At 68.8% G+C, this 17,393-nt stretch carries 15 protein-coding genes, 1 rRNA gene and 1 riboswitch; of the genes, 3 read left to right on the top strand and 13 right to left on the bottom strand.

Going from position 1 to position 17,393, the window contains the following annotated elements:
• The first annotated feature begins 331 nt into the window (after positions 1-331).
• Positions 332-2,287 (top strand): amino acid transporter, encoded by a 1,956-nt coding sequence (locus tag ACFWBD_RS15285; protein ID WP_385667059.1) that lies wholly within the window; start codon positions 332-334, stop codon positions 2,285-2,287.
• Positions 2,288-2,389: 102 nt separating this feature from the next.
• Positions 2,390-2,809: a molybdopterin-binding protein gene (locus ACFWBD_RS15280; RefSeq protein WP_385667058.1), complete on the top strand. Its 420-nt coding sequence runs from the start codon at positions 2,390-2,392 to the stop codon at positions 2,807-2,809.
• A 49-nt stretch (positions 2,810-2,858) separates the two neighbouring features.
• Here ACFWBD_RS15280 and gcvP read toward each other — a convergent pair whose 3' ends face one another.
• Positions 2,859-5,744, bottom strand: coding sequence for an aminomethyl-transferring glycine dehydrogenase (gene gcvP / locus ACFWBD_RS15275; protein ID WP_385667057.1), 2,886 nt, complete (start codon positions 5,742-5,744; stop codon positions 2,859-2,861).
• Between the two features lie 183 nt (positions 5,745-5,927).
• A riboswitch (glycine riboswitch) is annotated at positions 5,928-6,023 on the bottom strand.
• A gap of 112 nt (positions 6,024-6,135) precedes the next feature.
• Here gcvP and ACFWBD_RS15270 point away from each other — a divergent pair.
• A complete protein-coding gene (locus ACFWBD_RS15270) occupies positions 6,136-6,507 on the top strand; it encodes a PRC-barrel domain-containing protein (protein ID WP_385667056.1) in 372 nt (123 codons plus the stop codon).
• 5 nt (positions 6,508-6,512) lie between these two features.
• Here ACFWBD_RS15270 and ACFWBD_RS15265 read toward each other — a convergent pair whose 3' ends face one another.
• The 12 genes from ACFWBD_RS15265 to rrf all read right to left on the bottom strand — a co-directional run.
• Complete coding sequence (locus ACFWBD_RS15265) at positions 6,513-6,974, bottom strand: nucleotidyltransferase domain-containing protein (protein ID WP_385667055.1); 462 nt, start codon at positions 6,972-6,974, stop codon at positions 6,513-6,515.
• 102 nt (positions 6,975-7,076) lie between these two features.
• Entirely contained in the window at positions 7,077-8,492 is a 1,416-nt protein-coding gene (locus ACFWBD_RS15260; protein WP_385667054.1) for a DNA polymerase IV, read from the bottom strand.
• A gap of 68 nt (positions 8,493-8,560) precedes the next feature.
• Positions 8,561-9,244 carry a MerR family transcriptional regulator gene (locus ACFWBD_RS15255; protein WP_078616156.1) on the bottom strand — a complete coding sequence of 228 codons (684 nt, stop codon included), beginning with the start codon at positions 9,242-9,244 and terminating at the stop codon, positions 8,561-8,563.
• 245 nt (positions 9,245-9,489) lie between these two features.
• Complete coding sequence (locus ACFWBD_RS15250) at positions 9,490-9,963, bottom strand: bifunctional nuclease family protein (RefSeq protein WP_004934251.1); 474 nt, start codon at positions 9,961-9,963, stop codon at positions 9,490-9,492.
• Positions 9,964-10,047: 84 nt separating this feature from the next.
• A complete protein-coding gene (locus ACFWBD_RS15245; RefSeq protein ID WP_385667053.1) occupies positions 10,048-10,788 on the bottom strand; it encodes a MerR family transcriptional regulator in 741 nt (246 codons plus the stop codon).
• A 44-nt stretch (positions 10,789-10,832) separates the two neighbouring features.
• Positions 10,833-11,717 (bottom strand): FHA domain-containing protein, encoded by an 885-nt coding sequence (locus ACFWBD_RS15240; protein WP_385667182.1) that lies wholly within the window; start codon positions 11,715-11,717, stop codon positions 10,833-10,835.
• 82 nt (positions 11,718-11,799) lie between these two features.
• A complete protein-coding gene (locus tag ACFWBD_RS15235) occupies positions 11,800-12,633 on the bottom strand; it encodes a DUF881 domain-containing protein (protein WP_385667052.1) in 834 nt (277 codons plus the stop codon).
• Positions 12,634-12,638: 5 nt separating this feature from the next.
• Positions 12,639-12,971, bottom strand: coding sequence for a small basic family protein (locus tag ACFWBD_RS15230; RefSeq protein ID WP_020133151.1), 333 nt, complete (start codon positions 12,969-12,971; stop codon positions 12,639-12,641).
• Positions 12,968-13,804, bottom strand: coding sequence for a DUF881 domain-containing protein (locus ACFWBD_RS15225; protein ID WP_385667181.1), 837 nt, complete (start codon positions 13,802-13,804; stop codon positions 12,968-12,970). The genes ACFWBD_RS15230 and ACFWBD_RS15225 overlap by 4 nt, the downstream gene beginning before the upstream one ends.
• 166 nt (positions 13,805-13,970) lie before the next feature.
• Entirely contained in the window at positions 13,971-16,466 is a 2,496-nt protein-coding gene (locus tag ACFWBD_RS15220) for a sugar phosphate nucleotidyltransferase (protein ID WP_385667051.1), read from the bottom strand.
• 114 nt (positions 16,467-16,580) lie between these two features.
• Complete coding sequence (locus ACFWBD_RS15215) at positions 16,581-17,189, bottom strand: CDP-alcohol phosphatidyltransferase family protein (protein ID WP_385667050.1); 609 nt, start codon at positions 17,187-17,189, stop codon at positions 16,581-16,583.
• A 109-nt stretch (positions 17,190-17,298) separates the two neighbouring features.
• A 5S ribosomal RNA gene (gene rrf, locus ACFWBD_RS15210) occupies positions 17,299-17,393 on the bottom strand; the annotation flags it as partial.

Below are 17,393 nucleotides of genomic sequence, written 5' to 3'. Positions count from 1 at the left end.
CCTAGAGACACCGTCCGACGGGTGGCAACCCCTTGAACACAGGGAATCCGGGGGTCTGTTCACAAAAGAGGGCGCAGCGAGGCCTCAGAAAGCGTCGAAACATTCGAATCATTCGGCGAACATTACGTAGCGGGTGGGGGCGATGATCCGGCGGCCGGAAACGAACCCGGCGATGTGTCACGCTGCGTATCGGCCCCGCGACCAGTCTTAACGGAAGCTTGACGCCGTCCGGCCCATGATCCAGGGGCCCGGGCGTCACTCTCCGCTTACGCTGATTCCGCCGTCCGCGTGATGGCCGAAACCACACGCCGCGCACATCAGGAGCACGCCGATGGCCACCACCGAGCACCCTCCTCCCGGTCGCCTGCGCGCCTGGATGCTGGAGGGCCTGTCCGACATGGGCAAGGGTCACGCGCAGCAGGCGGCCCCGAAGGCCGGTGCCGCGCCCGAGCACAAGGGCCAGCGCTGGTACCGGGTGATGTGCCTGACGGGTGTCGACTACTTCTCGACCCTCGGCTACCAGCCGGGCATCGCCGCCCTCGCGGCCGGCCTGCTCTCCCCGGTGGCGACGATCGTGCTGGTGATCGTCACCCTGCTGGGGGCACTGCCGGTCTACCGGCGCGTCGCCGAGGAGAGTCCGCACGGCGAGGGCTCGATCGCGATGCTGGAGCGGCTGCTGTCCTTCTGGAAGGGCAAGCTGTTCGTCCTGACCCTGCTCGGGTTCGCCGCCACCGACTTCCTGATCACGATCACCCTGTCCGCGGCGGACGCCTCCACCCACCTGGTCGAGAACCCGCACCTGACCAGCGCCCTGCACGACCGGCAGATGGTGATCACGCTCGTCCTCGTCGCCCTGCTCGGCGCCGTGTTCCTCAAGGGCTTCCTGGAGGCAATCGGCGTCGCGGTCGCGCTGGTCGTCGTCTATCTCGGCCTGAACGTCGTCGTCGTGGTCGTCGGCCTGGGGCATGTGCTCACCGAGGGCCATGTCGTCACCGACTGGGCCGACGCCCTGACCGCCGAGCACGGCAACGTGTTCGCGATGATCGGTGTCTCCCTGCTGGTCTTCCCCAAGCTCGCGCTGGGCCTGTCCGGCTTCGAGACCGGCGTCGCGGTCATGCCGCACGTCCAGGGCGACCCGGACGACACCGCGGAGAACCCCAGGGGCCGCATCCGGGACACGAAGAAGCTGCTGACGACCGCCGCCCTGATCATGAGCGTCTTCCTCATCGCCACCAGCTTCATCACCACGGTGCTGATCCCGGAGAGGGAGTTCGAGTCCGGCGGCCAGGCCAACGGACGCGCCCTCGCCTACCTCGCCCACGAGTACCTGGGCAACGCCTTCGGCACGGTGTACGACGTCTCGACGATCGCCATCCTGTGGTTCGCCGGCGCCTCCGCGATGGCGGGGCTGCTCAACCTGATGCCCCGCTACCTCCCCCGCTACGGCATGGCCCCGCACTGGGCCCGCGCCGTCCGCCCCATGGTCATCGTCTTCACTCTCGTCGCCTTCCTGGTCACCTGGATCTTCGACGCCGACGTCGACGCCCAGGGCGGCGCCTACGCCACCGGCGTGCTGGTCCTGATGTCCTCGGCGGCGATCGCGGTGACCATCGCCGCCCGCCGCGCCCGGCAGCGGGGCTGGACGGTCGGCTTCGCCGTGATCTCGGCGGTCCTGCTCTACGTGACCGTCGTGAACGTCATCGAGCGCCCAGACGGCGTGAAGATCGGCGCCTGCTTCATCGCGGGAATCATCCTGGTCTCGCTGCTGTCCCGGTTGGCCCGAGCCTTCGAGCTCCGCGTGACCAGCGTGACGCTGGACGACATGGCGGAACGTTTCATCCGGGACATGGCCAGCCGCAAGATACGGTTCATCGCCAACGAGCCCGACCAGCGCGACAAGGCCGAGTACCGCGACAAGATCGAACAGATCCGGACCGACAACGACATCCCCGGGGAGGATTTCGTCTTCGTCGAGGTCACCGTCGTCGACCCCTCCGAGTTCGAGTCGGGCCTGACCGTACGCGGCGAGGTCCTGCACAACCGCTACCGCGTCCTGACCCTGGAGTCCTCCTCCATCTCCAACGCCCTGGCCGCGCTGCTGCTGCACACCCGTGACTCCACCGGCTGCATCCCGCACATCTACTTCGAGTGGACCGAGGGCAACCCCTTCGCCAACTTCCTGCGCTTCTTCCTCTTCGGCCAGGGCGAGGTCGCTCCGGTCACCCGGGAGGTCCTGCGCGAGGCCGAACCGGACCGCGACCGCCGCCCCCGCGTCCACACGGGCTGACCCGCTCCCGGGTCATCGCCCCGGCGCGTCCCGACGCCGTCAAGGCGACGCATATCAGCACATACCCCACAAAAGGCGCCCGGCGGCCTACCGTTGACGCCCATGAGCCTGAGCATCCGCAACCAACTCCCCGGCACCGTCACCGCCGTCCGTCCCGGCGAGGTGATGGCCACCGTCAAGATCCGTCTGGACGGCGGCCAGGACCTCACGGCGGCCATCACTCTGGAGGCCGTGAACGACCTCGCCCTCACCGCCGGCACCGCCGTCCGCGCTCTGGTGAAGTCGACGGAGGTCTCCCTGGCCACCGGCCGGGTCGACGGCCTCTCGATCCGCAACCAGCTCACCGGCGCGATCACCGGCCTCGTCACGGGCGGGGTCATGGCCTCGGTGAAGGTCTCCATGGACGGGGGCGAACTCACCGCCGTGATCACCAAGGAAGCAGCCACCGACCTCGGCCTCTTCGTCGGCTCCGACGTCGTCGCGCTCATCAAGGCGACCGAGGTGTCCCTGGCGACGGCGTAGAGCGCGTGAGGGCCCCCGCCCGGAACGGACGGGGGCCCTCACCACTCGCTCAGTCCTCGTACGCGTCCAGCGGCGGGCACGAGCAGACCAGGTTCCGGTCACCGAAGGCCTGGTCGATCCGGCGCACCGGCGGCCAGTACTTGTCCGCGGCCGACACACCGGCCGGGAAGACGGCCTCCTCACGCGTGTACGCGTGCTCCCACTCCCCGCCCAGCGCGGCCGCGGTGTGCGGGGCGCCGCGCAGCGGGTTGTCCTCGGCCGGCCACTCGCCCGCCCCGACCTTCTCGATCTCCGCGCGGATGGCGATCATCGCCTCGCAGAAACGGTCTATCTCGATCAGGTCCTCGGACTCGGTCGGCTCGATCATCAGCGTCCCGGCCACCGGGAACGACATCGTCGGCGCGTGGAACCCGTAGTCGATGAGCCGCTTGGCGACGTCGTCGACGCTCACTCCGGTCGCCTTGGTCAACGGCCGCAGGTCGATGATGCACTCGTGCGCGACCAGCCCGCCCGGCCCGTTGTAGAGCACCGGGTAGTGCGGCTCCAGCCGCTTGGCGATGTAGTTGGCGCTCAGCACGGCCACCTGCGTGGCCCGCTTGAGCCCCTCGCCGCCCATGAGCCGCACATACGCCCACGAGATCGGCAGAATCCCCGCGGAACCCCAGGGAGCCGCGGAGATCGGGCCCACCCCGGTGTCCGGCCCGGCGGCGGGCTGGAGCGGGTGGTTCGGCAGATACGGCGCCAGATGCGACCGCACGGCGACGGGTCCGACGCCCGGGCCACCGCCCCCGTGGGGGATGCAGAACGTCTTGTGCAGGTTCAGGTGCGACACGTCACCGCCGAAGTGCCCCGGCTTGGCGAGACCGACGAGCGCGTTGAGGTTGGCGCCGTCGACGTACACCTGCCCGCCCGCCTCGTGTACCTGGGCGCAGATGTCGGCGACATGCTCCTCGAACACCCCGTGCGTCGACGGGTAGGTGATCATCAGCACCGACAGCTCGTCCCGGTACCGCTCGATCTTCGCCCGCAGGTCCTCGACGTCGATCTCGCCGTCCTCGGCGGTCTTCACGACGACGACCTTCATGCCCGCCATCACGGCACTGGCCGCGTTCGTGCCGTGCGCGGAGGACGGGATGAGACACACGGTCCGCTGCTCGTCCCCGTTGCCCCGGTGGTACCCCCGGACGGCGAGCAGCCCGGCCAGCTCGCCCTGCGACCCGGCGTTCGGCTGGAGCGACACCTTGTCGTACCCGGTGACCTCGGCGAGCCGCTCCTCCAGCTCACGGATGAGCGTCAGGTAGCCCTCCGCCTGCTCGGCCGGCGCGAAGGGGTGCAGCTGCCCGAACTCGGGCCAGGTGACCGGCTCCATCTCGGTGGTCGCGTTGAGCTTCATGGTGCAGGAGCCCAGCGGGATCATGCCCCGGTCCAACGCGTAGTCCCGGTCGGCGAGCCGGCGCAGATAGCGCAGCATCGCGGTCTCGGAACGGTGCTGGTGGAAGACGGGGTGCGTCAGTATCGCGTCGGACCGCAGCAGCCCGGCGGGCAGCGAGTCGGCGGTGGCCGCGTCGAGCGACTCGATGTCCCCGTCCACCCCGAAGGCCGCCCAGACGGCGGACACCTGCGCCCGAGCGGTCGTCTCGTCGCAGGCGATCGACACCTGGTCGGCGTCGACGAGGCGCAGGTTGACCCCGAGCTCCCGCGCGGCGGCGACGACCTCGGCGGCCTTCGCCGGCACCCGCACGGTCAGCGTGTCGAAGTACGACCCGTGCACGACCTCGACACCGCCGGCCTCGAGCCCGGCGGCGAGGATCGAGGCGTACCGGTGCGTGCGCCGGGCGATCGCCCGCAGCCCGTCGGGACCGTGGTAGACGGCGTACATCCCCGCCATGACCGCCAGCAGCACCTGCGCCGTGCAGATGTTGCTGGTGGCCTTCTCCCGCCGGATGTGCTGCTCACGCGTCTGGAGTGCGAGCCGGTAGGCCTTGTGCCCGTCGGCGTCCACCGACACGCCCACCAACCGCCCGGGCAGGCTGCGCGCGAACTGCTCGCGGACGGCCATGTAACCGGCGTGCGGCCCGCCGAACCCCATCGGCACACCGAACCGCTGCGTCGTACCGACCGCGATGTCCGCGCCCAGCTCGCCCGGCGACTTCAGCAGCGTCAGCGCGAGCAGGTCCGCGGCGACGGTGACGAGCGCGCCGAGCCCGTGCGCCTGGTCGACGATCGCCTTCAGGTCGCGTACGGCACCGGAGGCGCCGGGGTACTGGACGAGTACGCCGTTGATCTCCCGCGCGGCGATCTCCGCCGGGATCCCGTCGCTCAGGTCGGCGACGACGATCTCCACGCCCGTCGGCTCGGCGCGGGTCTCGATCACGGCGATGGTCTGCGGCAGCGCGTCCGCGTCGATGAGGAAGAGACCCTTCTTGTTCTTCCCCATGCGCCGGGAGAGCGCCATCGCCTCGGCGGCGGCCGTGCCCTCGTCGAGCAGCGACGCGCCGGAGGTCGGCAGCCCGGTGAGATCGGCGACCACGGTCTGGAAGTTCAGCAGCGCCTCGAGCCGGCCCTGGGAGATCTCCGGCTGGTACGGCGTGTAGGCCGTGTACCAGGCCGGGTTCTCCATGACGTTGCGCAGGATGACGGGCGGCGTGAACGTCCCGTAGTAGCCGAGTCCGATCATCGGGTCGAGGACCTGGTTGCGGTCGGCCAGCGAGCGCAGCTCGGCCAATACCTCGGCCTCGGTGCGCGCGCCCGGCAGGTCCAGCGTGTCGGCGTTCTTGATCACATCCGGGACCGCTGCGGCGGTGAGCTCGTCGAGCGAGCCGTAGCCGACCTGTGCGAGCATCTTGGCCCGCGCCTCAAGGTCGGGCCCGATGTGGCGCTGTTCGAAGGGAATTCCCTGCTCGAGTTCTGCGAGCGGAATGCGATGGGCGGTCATTACGGAGGCCTCCTGGTCTGACACGACCTTCGAGGGTCACCACGGTGGGTACCCGGACGGCCTCCCCCTCTGTCATCTCAACCTGAGAGCTTCACCGGGGCGCCCGAGGGTACCCGGCTTTCACCGTCGGTGAGAGCGGAAGCCGTCGACGCCGTCGGCACCCGCCCTGCTTTCCAGAGTGACCTCGTCCGTGCGGTACGTGAGCCTGAGAGATTCCGGGGAGGATTTGCTCCTTCGGCGCCTCCGGTGATGTCCGGAGGACTCTCCCGCGCGGTGTCAGCAGCCGTTGTCAGACTACCAGCGGGGTCAACGAGAGTCGCTCGAGTGGCCGCTCGTCCCAATGTGCTCTTTTGTAGTGCTTACGGATGAGTTGCGACCAAGTGGAGGGCCCGTGCAGACCGACATCGATCCGCGCAACCTGATCGGCCGCAAGGCGTTCGACCGCAACGGCACCAAGATCGGCACCATCGACGAGGTCTACCTCGACGACGCGACCGGAGTGCCGGAGTGGGCGGCCATACGCACCGGTCTGTTCTCCCGCGACGCCTTCGTCCCCCTGGAGCCCAGCCAACTGGTCGAAGGCACCCTGCACATCCCCTTCGACCGGGCCTTGATCAAGGACGCACCGGACTTCGGCGTGGGCCGCCACCTCTCCCCGGAGCAGGAACTCCAGCTCTACCACCACTACGGCCTCGACGTGGGCGCCCCTCCCCCTATCCCCGACCACGACTTCGGCCGACTGGCCGGCACGGACGACAGCTGAGCCCCTCAACCGCAGGCCCGTATCAGCGCCCCGAGAATCCCGGCGGGGTCGTACAGCGGCCGGGCGCCGTCCGTGACGACTCTTCGGGTGCCGGCGTCGACCGGATCGGTCCGCGCCCAGTGGGCGGAGCCGACGCCCACCTCGACCTCCAGACCGGAGGCGGTCACATACCGCCATTCGGTGACGGGCCCCCGTTCCCGGACCCGGACGACCTCCCCCAGGCCCAGCTCACGCGCCCACCCGTCGTCCTCGGCGTACCGGGCAGGCGCGGTCGACAACACCACGAGGTCCACATCCGAATCGGGGCGCGCGGCCTCGCGCGCAAAGGCCCCGACGAGCAGCAGCCCCACCACGTCGCTCCGGTTCCCGGCCCACCGGGTGACCCGGTCCACCACCCGGCGCATCTCGGCCTCGCGCTCCGGCGACACCCCGGCCGCGTCCGCGAACTGGCCTCCGTGCAGCTTCATGCACAGCTCCTCATCCCTCACCGGTGTCACCTCGCGGAACACCGCCACCGCTCCGACCCACCCCGGACTTCGAACCGCTTCACTCTGTGTAACTGATCCGCCTCACGCAGAGTTCCCGGTCTCCACCGTCGGCGACTCCGTCTCCGGATGCGGCGCTCCTGCCGCCGGCCCGCCCTCGCCATCAGGTCCTCGTCGCACCAGCGGCAACGGGTCCGCCGGCTCCAGTCCCGGATCGTCGGTCCTGAAAGTGCGTACCCGTCCCGGCTCCGACTCGGGCGTCTCGAACCGCACGGTGACCCGGCCCAACCCGCTGCCCTGCACCCATCCGTGTCCGAGCTCGGCATGCCGCACGTCGTGTCCTGGGCGCCACTGGCGCTCGACCGGCACCGGCACCTCGCCGACGGGCTCGTCGGCCGGTTCCTCCTCGGACCCGTCCGCCCGGCCCTCGGCGGCCTGCGCGAACAGATCCTCCTGCGTGAAGTCCGCCAGCCCGCTCACGCCCACCCCGAGAAGCCGGACCCCGCCCGTCGTGTCCACCGAGTCCAGCAACCGGGCAGCCGCCTCCCGGACCACCGTCGGATCGTCGGTGGGCCCACGCAGGGTCTCGGACCGGGTGAGCGTGGAGAAGTCGTACCGCCGCACCTTCAGCACGATGGTCCGCCCGGACAGACCGGCCCCCCGCAGCCTGCGCACACACCGGTCCGCGAGCCGCTGCACCTCCAGCTCCACCCGGACCCGGTCATGGATGTCCACGTCGTACGTGTCCTCGACCGACACCGACTTGGCCTCCCGCTCCGCCACCACGGGCCGGTCGTCCCGGGCCAGCGCCATGGCGTACAGCGCGTGCCCGTGCGCCTTGCCCAGCAGCCGCACCAGCTCGTCCTCACCGGCCTCGGCGATCTCGTCGATCGTGGTGATCCCGGCCCGCCGCAGATGGTCCCCCGTCGCCGGGCCCACCCCCGGCAGGGTCCGCACCGACAGCGGGCCGAGCAGGGCCCGCTCGGTCCCCGGCTCGATGAGCACCAGCCCGTCGGGCTTCGCCTGCTCCGAGGCGATCTTCGCCAGCATCTTGCAGGAGGCCAGGCCCACCGAACCCGTGAGCCCGGTGACGGCCCGTATGTCCGCGCGCAGCCTGATCCCCGCCAGCCGAGCCGACTCGCTGTCCCAGGCCGCTCCCCCGGCATCCAGGTCCACGAAGGCCTCGTCCAGACTCAGCGGCTCCACCAGCGGCGACAGCGCCCGCAGCAGCCCCATGACCTGCTCGCTGATCGACCGGTAGAACGCGAAACGCGGAACCAGGTACGCGGCGTTCGGAGCCCGCCGGCGCGCCTGGGCCATGGGCATCGCCGAGTTCACTCCGAAGACCCGCGCCTCGTAGGAGGCGGTCGCGACCACTCCGCGGGGCCCCAGACCGCCCACGACCACGGCTTTCCCGCGCAGGCTCGGCTTGGAGGCCTGCTCCGCCTGCGCGAAGAAGGCATCCATGTCGAGATGCAGGATCGTGGGCGCGTTTCTCACATGTCCGATGCTGCACCACGCCACTGACAATGACCTCGTGCAGCCGCCCCGCGCCCCTGGAGGGGGCTTCAGACCGCCCGGTTGCGCCGACGGGCCAGTTCGTCCGCCGGGTTGTGCCCGACGAGCGTCTCCCCGGTGTCGACCCGCTCCCCGTGCAACTGCGACAGCGCGCTCTCGACGTCCCGCCACACCACGCCCACGGCGATCCCGAAGATGCCCTGACCGCCCTGGAGCAGCGCGTGGACCTCGTCCGGCGAGGTGCACTCGTAGACGGTGGCGCCGTCGCTCATCAGCGTCATGCGCTCCAGATCACTGAACCCCCGCTCCCGCAGATGCTGCACGGCGGTGCGGATGTTCTGGAGCGACACCCCGGTGTCGAGGAACCGCTTGACGATCTTCAGGACGACGACGTCCCGGAAGCTGTACAGACGCTGCGTGCCGGACCCGTGGGCGGGCCGCACGCTCGGCTCGACCAGCCCGGTGCGGGCCCAGTAGTCCAGTTGCCGATAGGTGATGCCCGCGGCCGCGCAGGCCGTCGGTCCGCGATAGCCGATCTGCTCGGACGCCATGGACGTCGCCCCTCCGCTGCTCGGCACGGCCGCCGGTCGCTGCGGAGCGTGATCGGCCGCGCTGCTCTGCTGGGGATACCCTCTGCTCGAGCGTGCTGGAGAGCCCGGGGAAGGGTACGGACCGCTTCCCCCGACACCGAGTCCGGGGGCACCCCCAGCCGTACCGTCGCCGCTGCTTCTCACGCCGACCTCCGTCCTTGACCTGCCTTGTCGACGGTAGGCAGTCACCAGGGGTGCGTCAACGATCGCCACACTCGGCACGCCGAGTGATAATCACCCTGAGAGTGGTTTCCCGCACCCCGTCGCGGGGAAAGGCTAGCCGAATGCGCTGAGAAGTAGCCGTAGGACGCTCTCACTCGCCGCTGGCATTTGCCGAGAACAGGGCGGGCGCCCCCGTGCAGGACGCCCGCGTTCCGCGCATGTGCCGGCTACTGGTTGCTGGTGCCGAAGTCCTCGGGCGAGATCTGGTCGAGGAACTCGCGGAACTTCTCCACCTCGTCCTCCTGCTCGTCCGGGATGGCGATCCCCGCGTCGTCCAGCACCGTGTCACTGCCGTAGATCGGTGTCCCCGTGCGCAACGCCAGCGCTATGGCGTCCGACGGACGCGCGCTCACCTCGACCCCGCTGGCGAAGACCAGCTCCGCGTAGAAGACGCCCTCCCGCAGGTCCGTGATGCGCACCTCGGTGAGCTCCTGGCCGACGGCTTCCAGCACGTCCTTGAACAGGTCGTGGGTCAACGGTCGCGCGGGAGCCATGCCCTGCTGGGCGAAGGCGATCGCCGTCGCCTCCCCCGGTCCGATCCAGATGGGAAGGTAACGGTCGCCTCCCACTTCACGCAGCAGCACGATCGGTTGGTTGGAGGGCATCTCGACCCGGACACCTACGACATCGAGCTCGTTCACACAGCAACCCTAGGCCGTGCCCGGGACGTTTGGGTAGTCGGGCCGGGAACGGGTGACCGATCCGCCCAGGGCGAAACCGCCCGCTCAGGGCAGCCGCACCCCGAGCGCCGTCTGCACCAACGCCGCGTGCAGCCGCACCGTGAGCCCCGCCAGTTCCTTCGTACGGGCCTGCGCGTGGGCCCTGGTCTGCGGATTGCGGTGGCGCTTGAGCGGGGCCACCACCTGGTCCACGAGCCCGGCCTCGCGATCGGCTGCGGCCTTCATCACCCGCAGGTGCCGGGGCTCGATCCCGAACCGGCCCAGCTCGGAGACCAGCGCCGCCACCGTGGCCGCCTCGGCGTCGTAGACCCCGTCCTCCAGCGGCACGACGAGACCGTACGACTCCCACTGCTCGAGCTCCGGCTCACCGATCCTCGCGGCTGCCAACAGCTCGGACCGACCGATCCTGGCGACGGTGGGCGCCTCCGGCGCCTCCACCAGAACGGCCTCACCGTCCCGCTGTCGGCCCACGGTCGGCAACGGCGCGGCCTCACCGCGCTCCATGGCGTCCAGGTGCTCGCGGATGACCTTGAGCGGCAGATAGTGGTCCCGCTGCATCCTCAGGACGTGGCCGAGGCGCTCGACGTCCTGCACGCTGAACTTCCGGTACCCCGAAGGGGTCCGCTGCGGCTCGATGAGCCCTTCCGACTCCAGGAAACGGATCTTGGAGATGGTGACTTCGGGAAACTCGTCGCGCAGCGCGTTCAGCACGGTGCCGATGCTCATCGGACCACCGTCCGCGGTGGCGGTGCCGTGTCCGACACCGCCCCTCGGTGTTTGAAGCATGGACCTTCCCTGGGGAGTCCCCCCGGACGGCGCCCGGGGGCCGGTCAGTAGCCCTGCTGGCTCGCGTAGAAGACCAGCCGGTACTTGCCGATCTGCACCTCGTCACCGTTCGACAGAGGGACCTCGTCGATCCGCTCCCGGTTGACGTACGTCCCGTTCAGACTGCCGACGTCCGCCACCTTGAACGTGCCGTCCGGGTTGCGCCGGAACTCCACGTGTCGACGCGAGACCGTCACGTCGTCCAGGAAGATGTCGCTCTGCGGGTGACGACCGGCCGTCGTCAGGTCGCCGTCCAGAAGGAAACGGCTGCCCGAGTTCGGGCCGCGCCGCACGACCAGCAGGGCGGATCCCAGCGGCAGCGCGTCGACGGCGGCCTGCGCCTCGGGTGAGAGCGCGGGCAGCTGCGTCTGACCGGTGACCTCGGCGTCGTAGGCCTCGAGACCGGAGATGGAAATGGTGGAGGTCGTCTCCGACGGCCGCTCGGGCGTCAGCCCGGGACGCAGCGGCGCGCCGCAGTTGGAGCAGAAGCGGCTGTTCTCCGCGTTGCGGTTACCGCACCTCGTACACACCAGGGCCGACATAGGGGAAAACCCTCCACCCGTATTTGAGGTTGACGGTTGGCCGAAACCTATGCCGCCGGACTGCGCAGGGTCAACAGACGCCGCGCCCTGGCCTCCGGAAACGTCGCCGCCCTGACCAGCCACCTGATCCCTGAACAGCGGCCGCTGCCCCTCTGCGTCAGGCTGTGCGCGATGGCGAGCGGTCGCGTTGTCGCTACCCTCTCGCGCGCTCTTGCCGAACAACTTCGCAAACAACTTCACGGGCGATTCCCCTTGACCGAAACAGACCCGCCCGTGGGGCAGGACGAACCCTGACTGAATACACCGGCCGACCCGGACATCTTCACAACGTCCGTGTCCACCAGACAGTTTCCACCACGCACCACCCGATCGGTGCGTCGACCCCCCGCAACCTCATGCCCCTGCCGGATGCCCACCATGCACCCCCGGTTCACTGGCCCGACGACCGAGCGTAGTCAGGCCGCTTCGCCGCTCGCAAGGCATCCACGACGATCTTGTCCGACCGCTCGACGGTCACCGTGGCCTGCTCCTTCTCGAGAGTCTGCACCACTCCTCCAGGGATGTTCAGCGCCGGCTCAAGGTCCTGCGGGTTACCGATGACCTTGAAACGAAAGGGCGTGTTGATCTTGTTCCCGTCGACGCTCACGCTCTTGCCCGAATCCGTCAGGAAGGTGCCGGCGACGACCCGCACTCCGTTCACCTGGATCGCCTCGGCCCCGGCCGCGCGCAGCTCCTGGATCGCGTCGAGCAACATGTCCGCCTCGACCGTCCCCTTCGTGTCCTCGATGGTCATCGTGATGCCCGGCCCCTGCGCAGCCACCGTGCCCGCCAGAATGCCGAGCTGTTTCTCCTTCTCGACCGTCTGCTTCCGGGCCTCCTCGGCCTGGTCGGAGCTGTTCTCCAGCTCCTGCTGCTGCTTCTCGAGTCCTTGTTTCTCGTCCTCAAGACGCTGACTACGGTCATCGAGTTCATCGAGGATGCGTACGAGATCTTCCTGCCGCGCACCGCGCAACGCGTTTCCGCTGTCGCTGTTGGAGGCGACCTGCACGGCCAGGCCGAAGCCCAGGCCGAACAGCAACAGGGCGACGATGAGTTGGGCCCTCGACACCCGCGGCGGCCAGATGCCCTGCACCAGCCGCTGCCGACCGGTCACCACGGGCTCGGCCGGCTTCTCGGCCACTCCGTCGGCGGACGACGTCACCGGGACCTCGTCGGGCAGCTCCTTGCGGAGCCTGTACTCGGGCGTCTCGTCCTGGTTGCTCATCGACCTCACGCCCGGAAGACATGCCGGCGGATCGCCGCGGCGTTGGAGAAGATCCGGATGCCGAGGACGACCACGACCCCGGTGGACAGCTGCGATCCCACACCCAACTCATCACCCAGGAAGACGATCAGCGCGGCCACCACCACGTTCGACAGGAACGACACCACGAAGACCTTGTCGTCGAAGATGCCGTCGAGCATGGCCCGAAGCCCGCCGAACACGGCGTCCAGTGCCGCCACCACGGCGATCGGCAGATAAGGCACGACGGCCGCGGGAACCTCGGGCTGGACCAACAGGCCGGCCACCACTCCCACGACGAGGCCCAGTACGGCGATCACGATGTGCCCTTCTCAGTCTTCGGCTGCGCTGTACGTACGATCACACTCGGTGCGGCGGGCAGCCGGACGTCGTCCACCACGGAGATGGCCGTCCTGATGCCGTAGCTCTCCTGCAAGGCGTTCAGATACAGCCCGTCGGCGCTGTTCTGGAACCTGGTGCTGAGGTTCTTCCCGTCCCCCACCGCGAGCACCGTGTACGGCGGGACCAGCGGTTTGTTGTCGACCAGTATCGCTTCACCCGCGGCCCTGATCGCCGACAGCGCCGTCAGCCGCTGTCCGTTGATGGAGACGGCCTCGGCACCCGACGCCCACAGTCCGTTGACCACACGCTGCATGTCCCGGTCCCGGACCCGCCCGGTGTCGGAGAAGCCGGAGGTCTCACGCGGGTCGCCGTCCCCGCCCGTGGTCGCTTCCTTCGCGTCGTCCACGACCAGCTTGACGCCCGGCCCGTGCACCTCGACGGCGCCCGACAGGATGCCCACCAGATCCGCCCGGTCACTGCCGCCGCTCTGCTTGAGCGCCTCCTGTTGCCGGCCGCTCACATCGTCGCGCAGCTTGTCGACGGTACTTTCGAGCTTGTCGGCAGCATCGGTCTCACGATCGATACGGTCGATGAGCTCCTCGCGCTCCTTGGCGACGACCGGCGCCGCGACCCGCGCCTGCGCCGCACCGACGGTGACCACGAGGGCCGCGAGCACCAAGCCCACGGCCAGACCCAGCTTCGCCCGAACCGTCCTGGGCAGGCCACCTGCGCCCTCGGCCTGCTTACGGGCGGCTGCCTCGGCGTAACCGTCGTCGAGGCTGTGGTCCATGACGTTGGTGAGCAGCGACATGGACGCGTCCGGGCGCGACACGCGCGCGGGTGTGCTCCGAACGGGGGGCTGCTGCGGCATGCAGCACATCGTCGCACGTCGCGCCCAGTACCTCCGAATGGCCCCACCGGCGTGCCGGACAGGCCCCCTTGGGGACACTTGTCCGGCACGCGCGCGTGCGCGTGATTCAGCGTCCGGCGCTGTCCACGACAGACGACCACTCGTCGAGCAGGGCCTGCGCGGACGCGTCGTCCGGCCCCTCCGCCCACAGGTGGGTGACGGCCTCGGCCGGGTCCGGCAGCACCATCACCCAGCGCCCGTCCGTCTCCACCACCCGGACACCGTCGGTGGTGTCCACGAAGCGGTCTCCGGCCACCTCCACGACCCGCCGCATCACCAGGCCCTTGACCGCCCACGGGGTCGCCAGATCCCGCTTCAGGACGTGCGCCCGCGGAATCCGCGCGTCGATCTGGCTGAGGGTGAGCTGCGTCCGCGCCACCAGCCCGATCAGCCGCACGAAGGCCGCCGTACCGTCGAAGACGCTGCTGAACTCCGGGACGATGAAGCCGCCCTTGCCGTCCCCGCCGAAGATGGCCGTCTCGTCACGCCCGACCCGGGTGAGGTCGTCGGGCGACGTCGTCGTCCACTCGACCTGCGTCCCGTGATACGCCGCCACCTGCTCGGCGATCCTCGTCGTGGTCACCGGCAGGGCGACCCGCCCGCTACGCCGCTCGGCGGCCACCAGGTCGAGCAGCACCAGGAGCGCCCGGTCGTCCTCGATGATCCGGCCCTTCTCGTCGACGAGCGAGAGCCGCTCACCCACAGGGTCGAACCGCACACCGAACGCGGCCCGCGACGAAGCCACGATCTCTCCGAGCCGGACGAGTCCGGAGCGCCGCTGATCGCCCGTCTCCGTGGGCCTGGCCTCGTTCAGGCCTGGATTGACGGTCAGCGAGTCCACCCCGAGCTTCCCCAGGAGACTCGGCAGCACCAGTCCGGCGCTGCCGTTCGAGGCGTCCACCACGACCTTCAGCCCGGACTCGGCGATCCCGGTCGTGTCCACGTTCCGCAACAACGACCCGGTGTACGAGTCGAAGACGCTGGCCGGGAAATGCAGGTCTCCGATCTCTCCCGGGAACGCCCGCCGGTATTCCTGCCGCGCGAACACCCGGTCCAGCTTGCGCTGACTGCCCTGCGACAGGTCCGCGCCCTGCCCGTCGAAGAACATGATGTCGACGGAATCCGGTACCCCGGGCGAGGTCCGGATCATGATCCCGCCGGCGCTCCCCCGCGCCGTCTGCTGCCGCGCCACGGGCAGCGGCACGTTCTCCAGGTCCCGTACGTCGATGGCACTGGCCTGGAGCGCGGAGATGACCGCCCGCTTCAGCGCACGGGCACCACGCGAGTGGTCCCGGGCCGTGGTGACCGTGGACCCCTTCTTGAGGGTCGTGGCGTACGCGCCGGCGAGGCGCACGGCCAGTTCGGGCGTGATCTCGACGTTCAGGATTCCGGACACCCCACGGGCGCCGAACAGGTGCGCCTGCCCACGGGACTCCCAGATCACCGACGTGTTGACGAACGCGCCGGCTTCGATGGTCTTGAAGGGATAGACCCGCACATTGCCCTGCACGATCGATTCTTCACCGATCAGGCATTCGTCGCCGATGACAGCGCCGTCCTCGATCCGGGCCGCCCGCATGATGTCGGTGTTCTTACCCACGACACAGCCACGGAGGTTGCTGTGCGGACCGATGTACACGTTGTCGTGCACGACGGCCTTGTGCAGGAAGGCCCCGGTCTTCACGACGACGTTGGATCCGATGACCGTGTGCTCGCGGATTTCGGCGCCCGCCTCGACCTTCGCATAGTCGCCGATGTAGAGAGGGCCGCGAAGTACGGCATCGGGATGTACCTCGGCGCCTTCGGCCACCCATACGCCGGGCGAGATCTCGAACCCGTCGATCTCGACGTCGACCTTGCCTTCGAGTACGTCGGCCTGGGCCTTCACGTAGCTCTCGTGCGTGCCCACATCCTCCCAGTAGCCTTCGGCGATGAAGCCGTAGACGGGCTTGCCCTCCTTCATCAGCTGCGGGAAGACGTCTCCGGACCAGTCGACGGGCACATCGGCCTCGACGTAGTCGAAGACCTCCGGCTCCATGACGTAGATGCCTGTGTTCACGGTGTCCGAGAAGACCTGGCCCCAGGTCGGCTTCTCCAGGAACCGCTCGACCTTGCCCTCTTCGTCGACGATGGTGATACCGAATTCCAGCGGATTGGGCACACGCGTCAGGCAGACGGTGACCAGCGCACCCTTTTCCTTGTGGAAGGTGATCAGCTCGGTGAGGTCGAAGTCAGTGAGGGCATCACCGGAAATGACGACGAAGGCGTCGTCCTTCAACGCCTCCTCTGCGTTCTTGACGCTTCCGGCGGTACCGAGTGGCTTCTCCTCGTTGGCATAGCTGAGCTCCATTCCGAGCTCTTCGCCGTCACCGAAGTAGTTCTTGACCAGCGACGCCAGGAACTGAACAGTAACGACGGTCTCGTTGAGCCCATGCCTTTTGAGCAGCCTCAGAACGTGCTCCATGATCGGCCGGTTGGCCACCGGCAGGAGCGGCTTGGGCATGCTCGAGGTCATAGGGCGAAGGCGTGTGCCTTCGCCTCCGGCCATCACGACGGCCTTCATGTCGGAAGCGTCCTCCTAAAGAGATGACTGTCTAGCCGACTTCACCCGTCCAGATTGTCCCGCACTTTTCGTCCGCGGGCCATCGAGCCACTGCGCAGCTGCCAATCGGCGAGGTCAGTCGGCCATGGCGTCCGCACGAACCAGGCGGCGGACCTGTACCACGTAGAGGACTCCTGCCCACCAATAGAGCGTTGTACCCCATCCGGCGAACGCCCATCCGAAAATGGCAGCGAGTGACGCCAGCCAGCCACTTCCGTCACTGAGCAGAAGCAGCGGGAAGGCGCACATCAGGTTGAAGGTGGCCGCCTTCCCCAGGAAGTTCACCTGCGGCGGCGGATAGCCGTGCCGCCTGAGGATGCCGACCATCACCAGCAGAACCAGCTCACGGGCCAGAAGTGCAGCGGTCAACCAGACAGGCAGAATCTCACGCCAGGTGAGACCGACCAACGTCGAGAGAATGTAGAGCCGGTCGGCAGCAGGGTCGAGGAGCCGGCCGAGGCTGCTGATCTGGTTCCAGCGCCGCGCGAGTTTGCCGTCCAGATAGTCGGTGATCCCGCTGAAAGCCAGCACGAGGAGAGCCCAGCCGTCGCTCTGCGGGCCTCCGAACTCGGGCCGGAGGATCAGCCACAGGAACACGGGCACGCCGACGAGACGCGCCATGCTGAGGATGTTCGGGATGGTGAGAACCCGATCTGTCTGGACACGGGTCTCCTGGACCTCCACCCGGGGGCCTCCAGTAGGAAATGAGCCAACGATGCCCCCTGACCTTACCCCAACGCAAAAAAGCTCTGGCTCTCGGGCTGTATGCCCAAGAGCCAGAGCTCTAAAAGGAGTTCGGCGGTGTCCTACTCTCCCACAGGGTCCCCCCTGCAGTACCATCGGCGCTGTGAGGCTTAGCTTCCGGGTTCGGAATGTAACCGGGCGTTT

Origin of the sequence: Streptomyces sp. NPDC060002, from assembly GCF_042737245.1 — a bacterium.
Classification (GTDB): Bacteria; Actinomycetota; Actinomycetes; order Streptomycetales; family Streptomycetaceae; genus Streptomyces.
Note: the sequence above shows the minus strand (reverse complement) of the source record. Positions and strands in the feature narration are given on the sequence as shown.

Coding starts and splice junctions, on each gene's coding strand:
- ACFWBD_RS15225 (WP_385667181.1), bottom strand. CDS start 13,804: ATGTCGCTGCTCACCAACGTCATGGACCACAGCCTCGACGACGGTTAC.
- ACFWBD_RS15220 (WP_385667051.1), bottom strand. CDS start 16,466: ATGAAGGCCGTCGTGATGGCCGGAGGCGAAGGCACACGCCTTCGCCCT.
- ACFWBD_RS15245 (WP_385667053.1), bottom strand. CDS start 10,788: ATGCTTCAAACACCGAGGGGCGGTGTCGGACACGGCACCGCCACCGCG.
- ACFWBD_RS15235 (WP_385667052.1), bottom strand. CDS start 12,633: ATGAGCAACCAGGACGAGACGCCCGAGTACAGGCTCCGCAAGGAGCTG.
- ACFWBD_RS15280 (WP_385667058.1), top strand. CDS start 2,390: ATGAGCCTGAGCATCCGCAACCAACTCCCCGGCACCGTCACCGCCGTC.
- gcvP (WP_385667057.1), bottom strand. CDS start 5,744: ATGACCGCCCATCGCATTCCGCTCGCAGAACTCGAGCAGGGAATTCCC.
- ACFWBD_RS15285 (WP_385667059.1), top strand. CDS start 332: ATGGCCACCACCGAGCACCCTCCTCCCGGTCGCCTGCGCGCCTGGATG.
- ACFWBD_RS15265 (WP_385667055.1), bottom strand. CDS start 6,974: ATGAAGCTGCACGGAGGCCAGTTCGCGGACGCGGCCGGGGTGTCGCCG.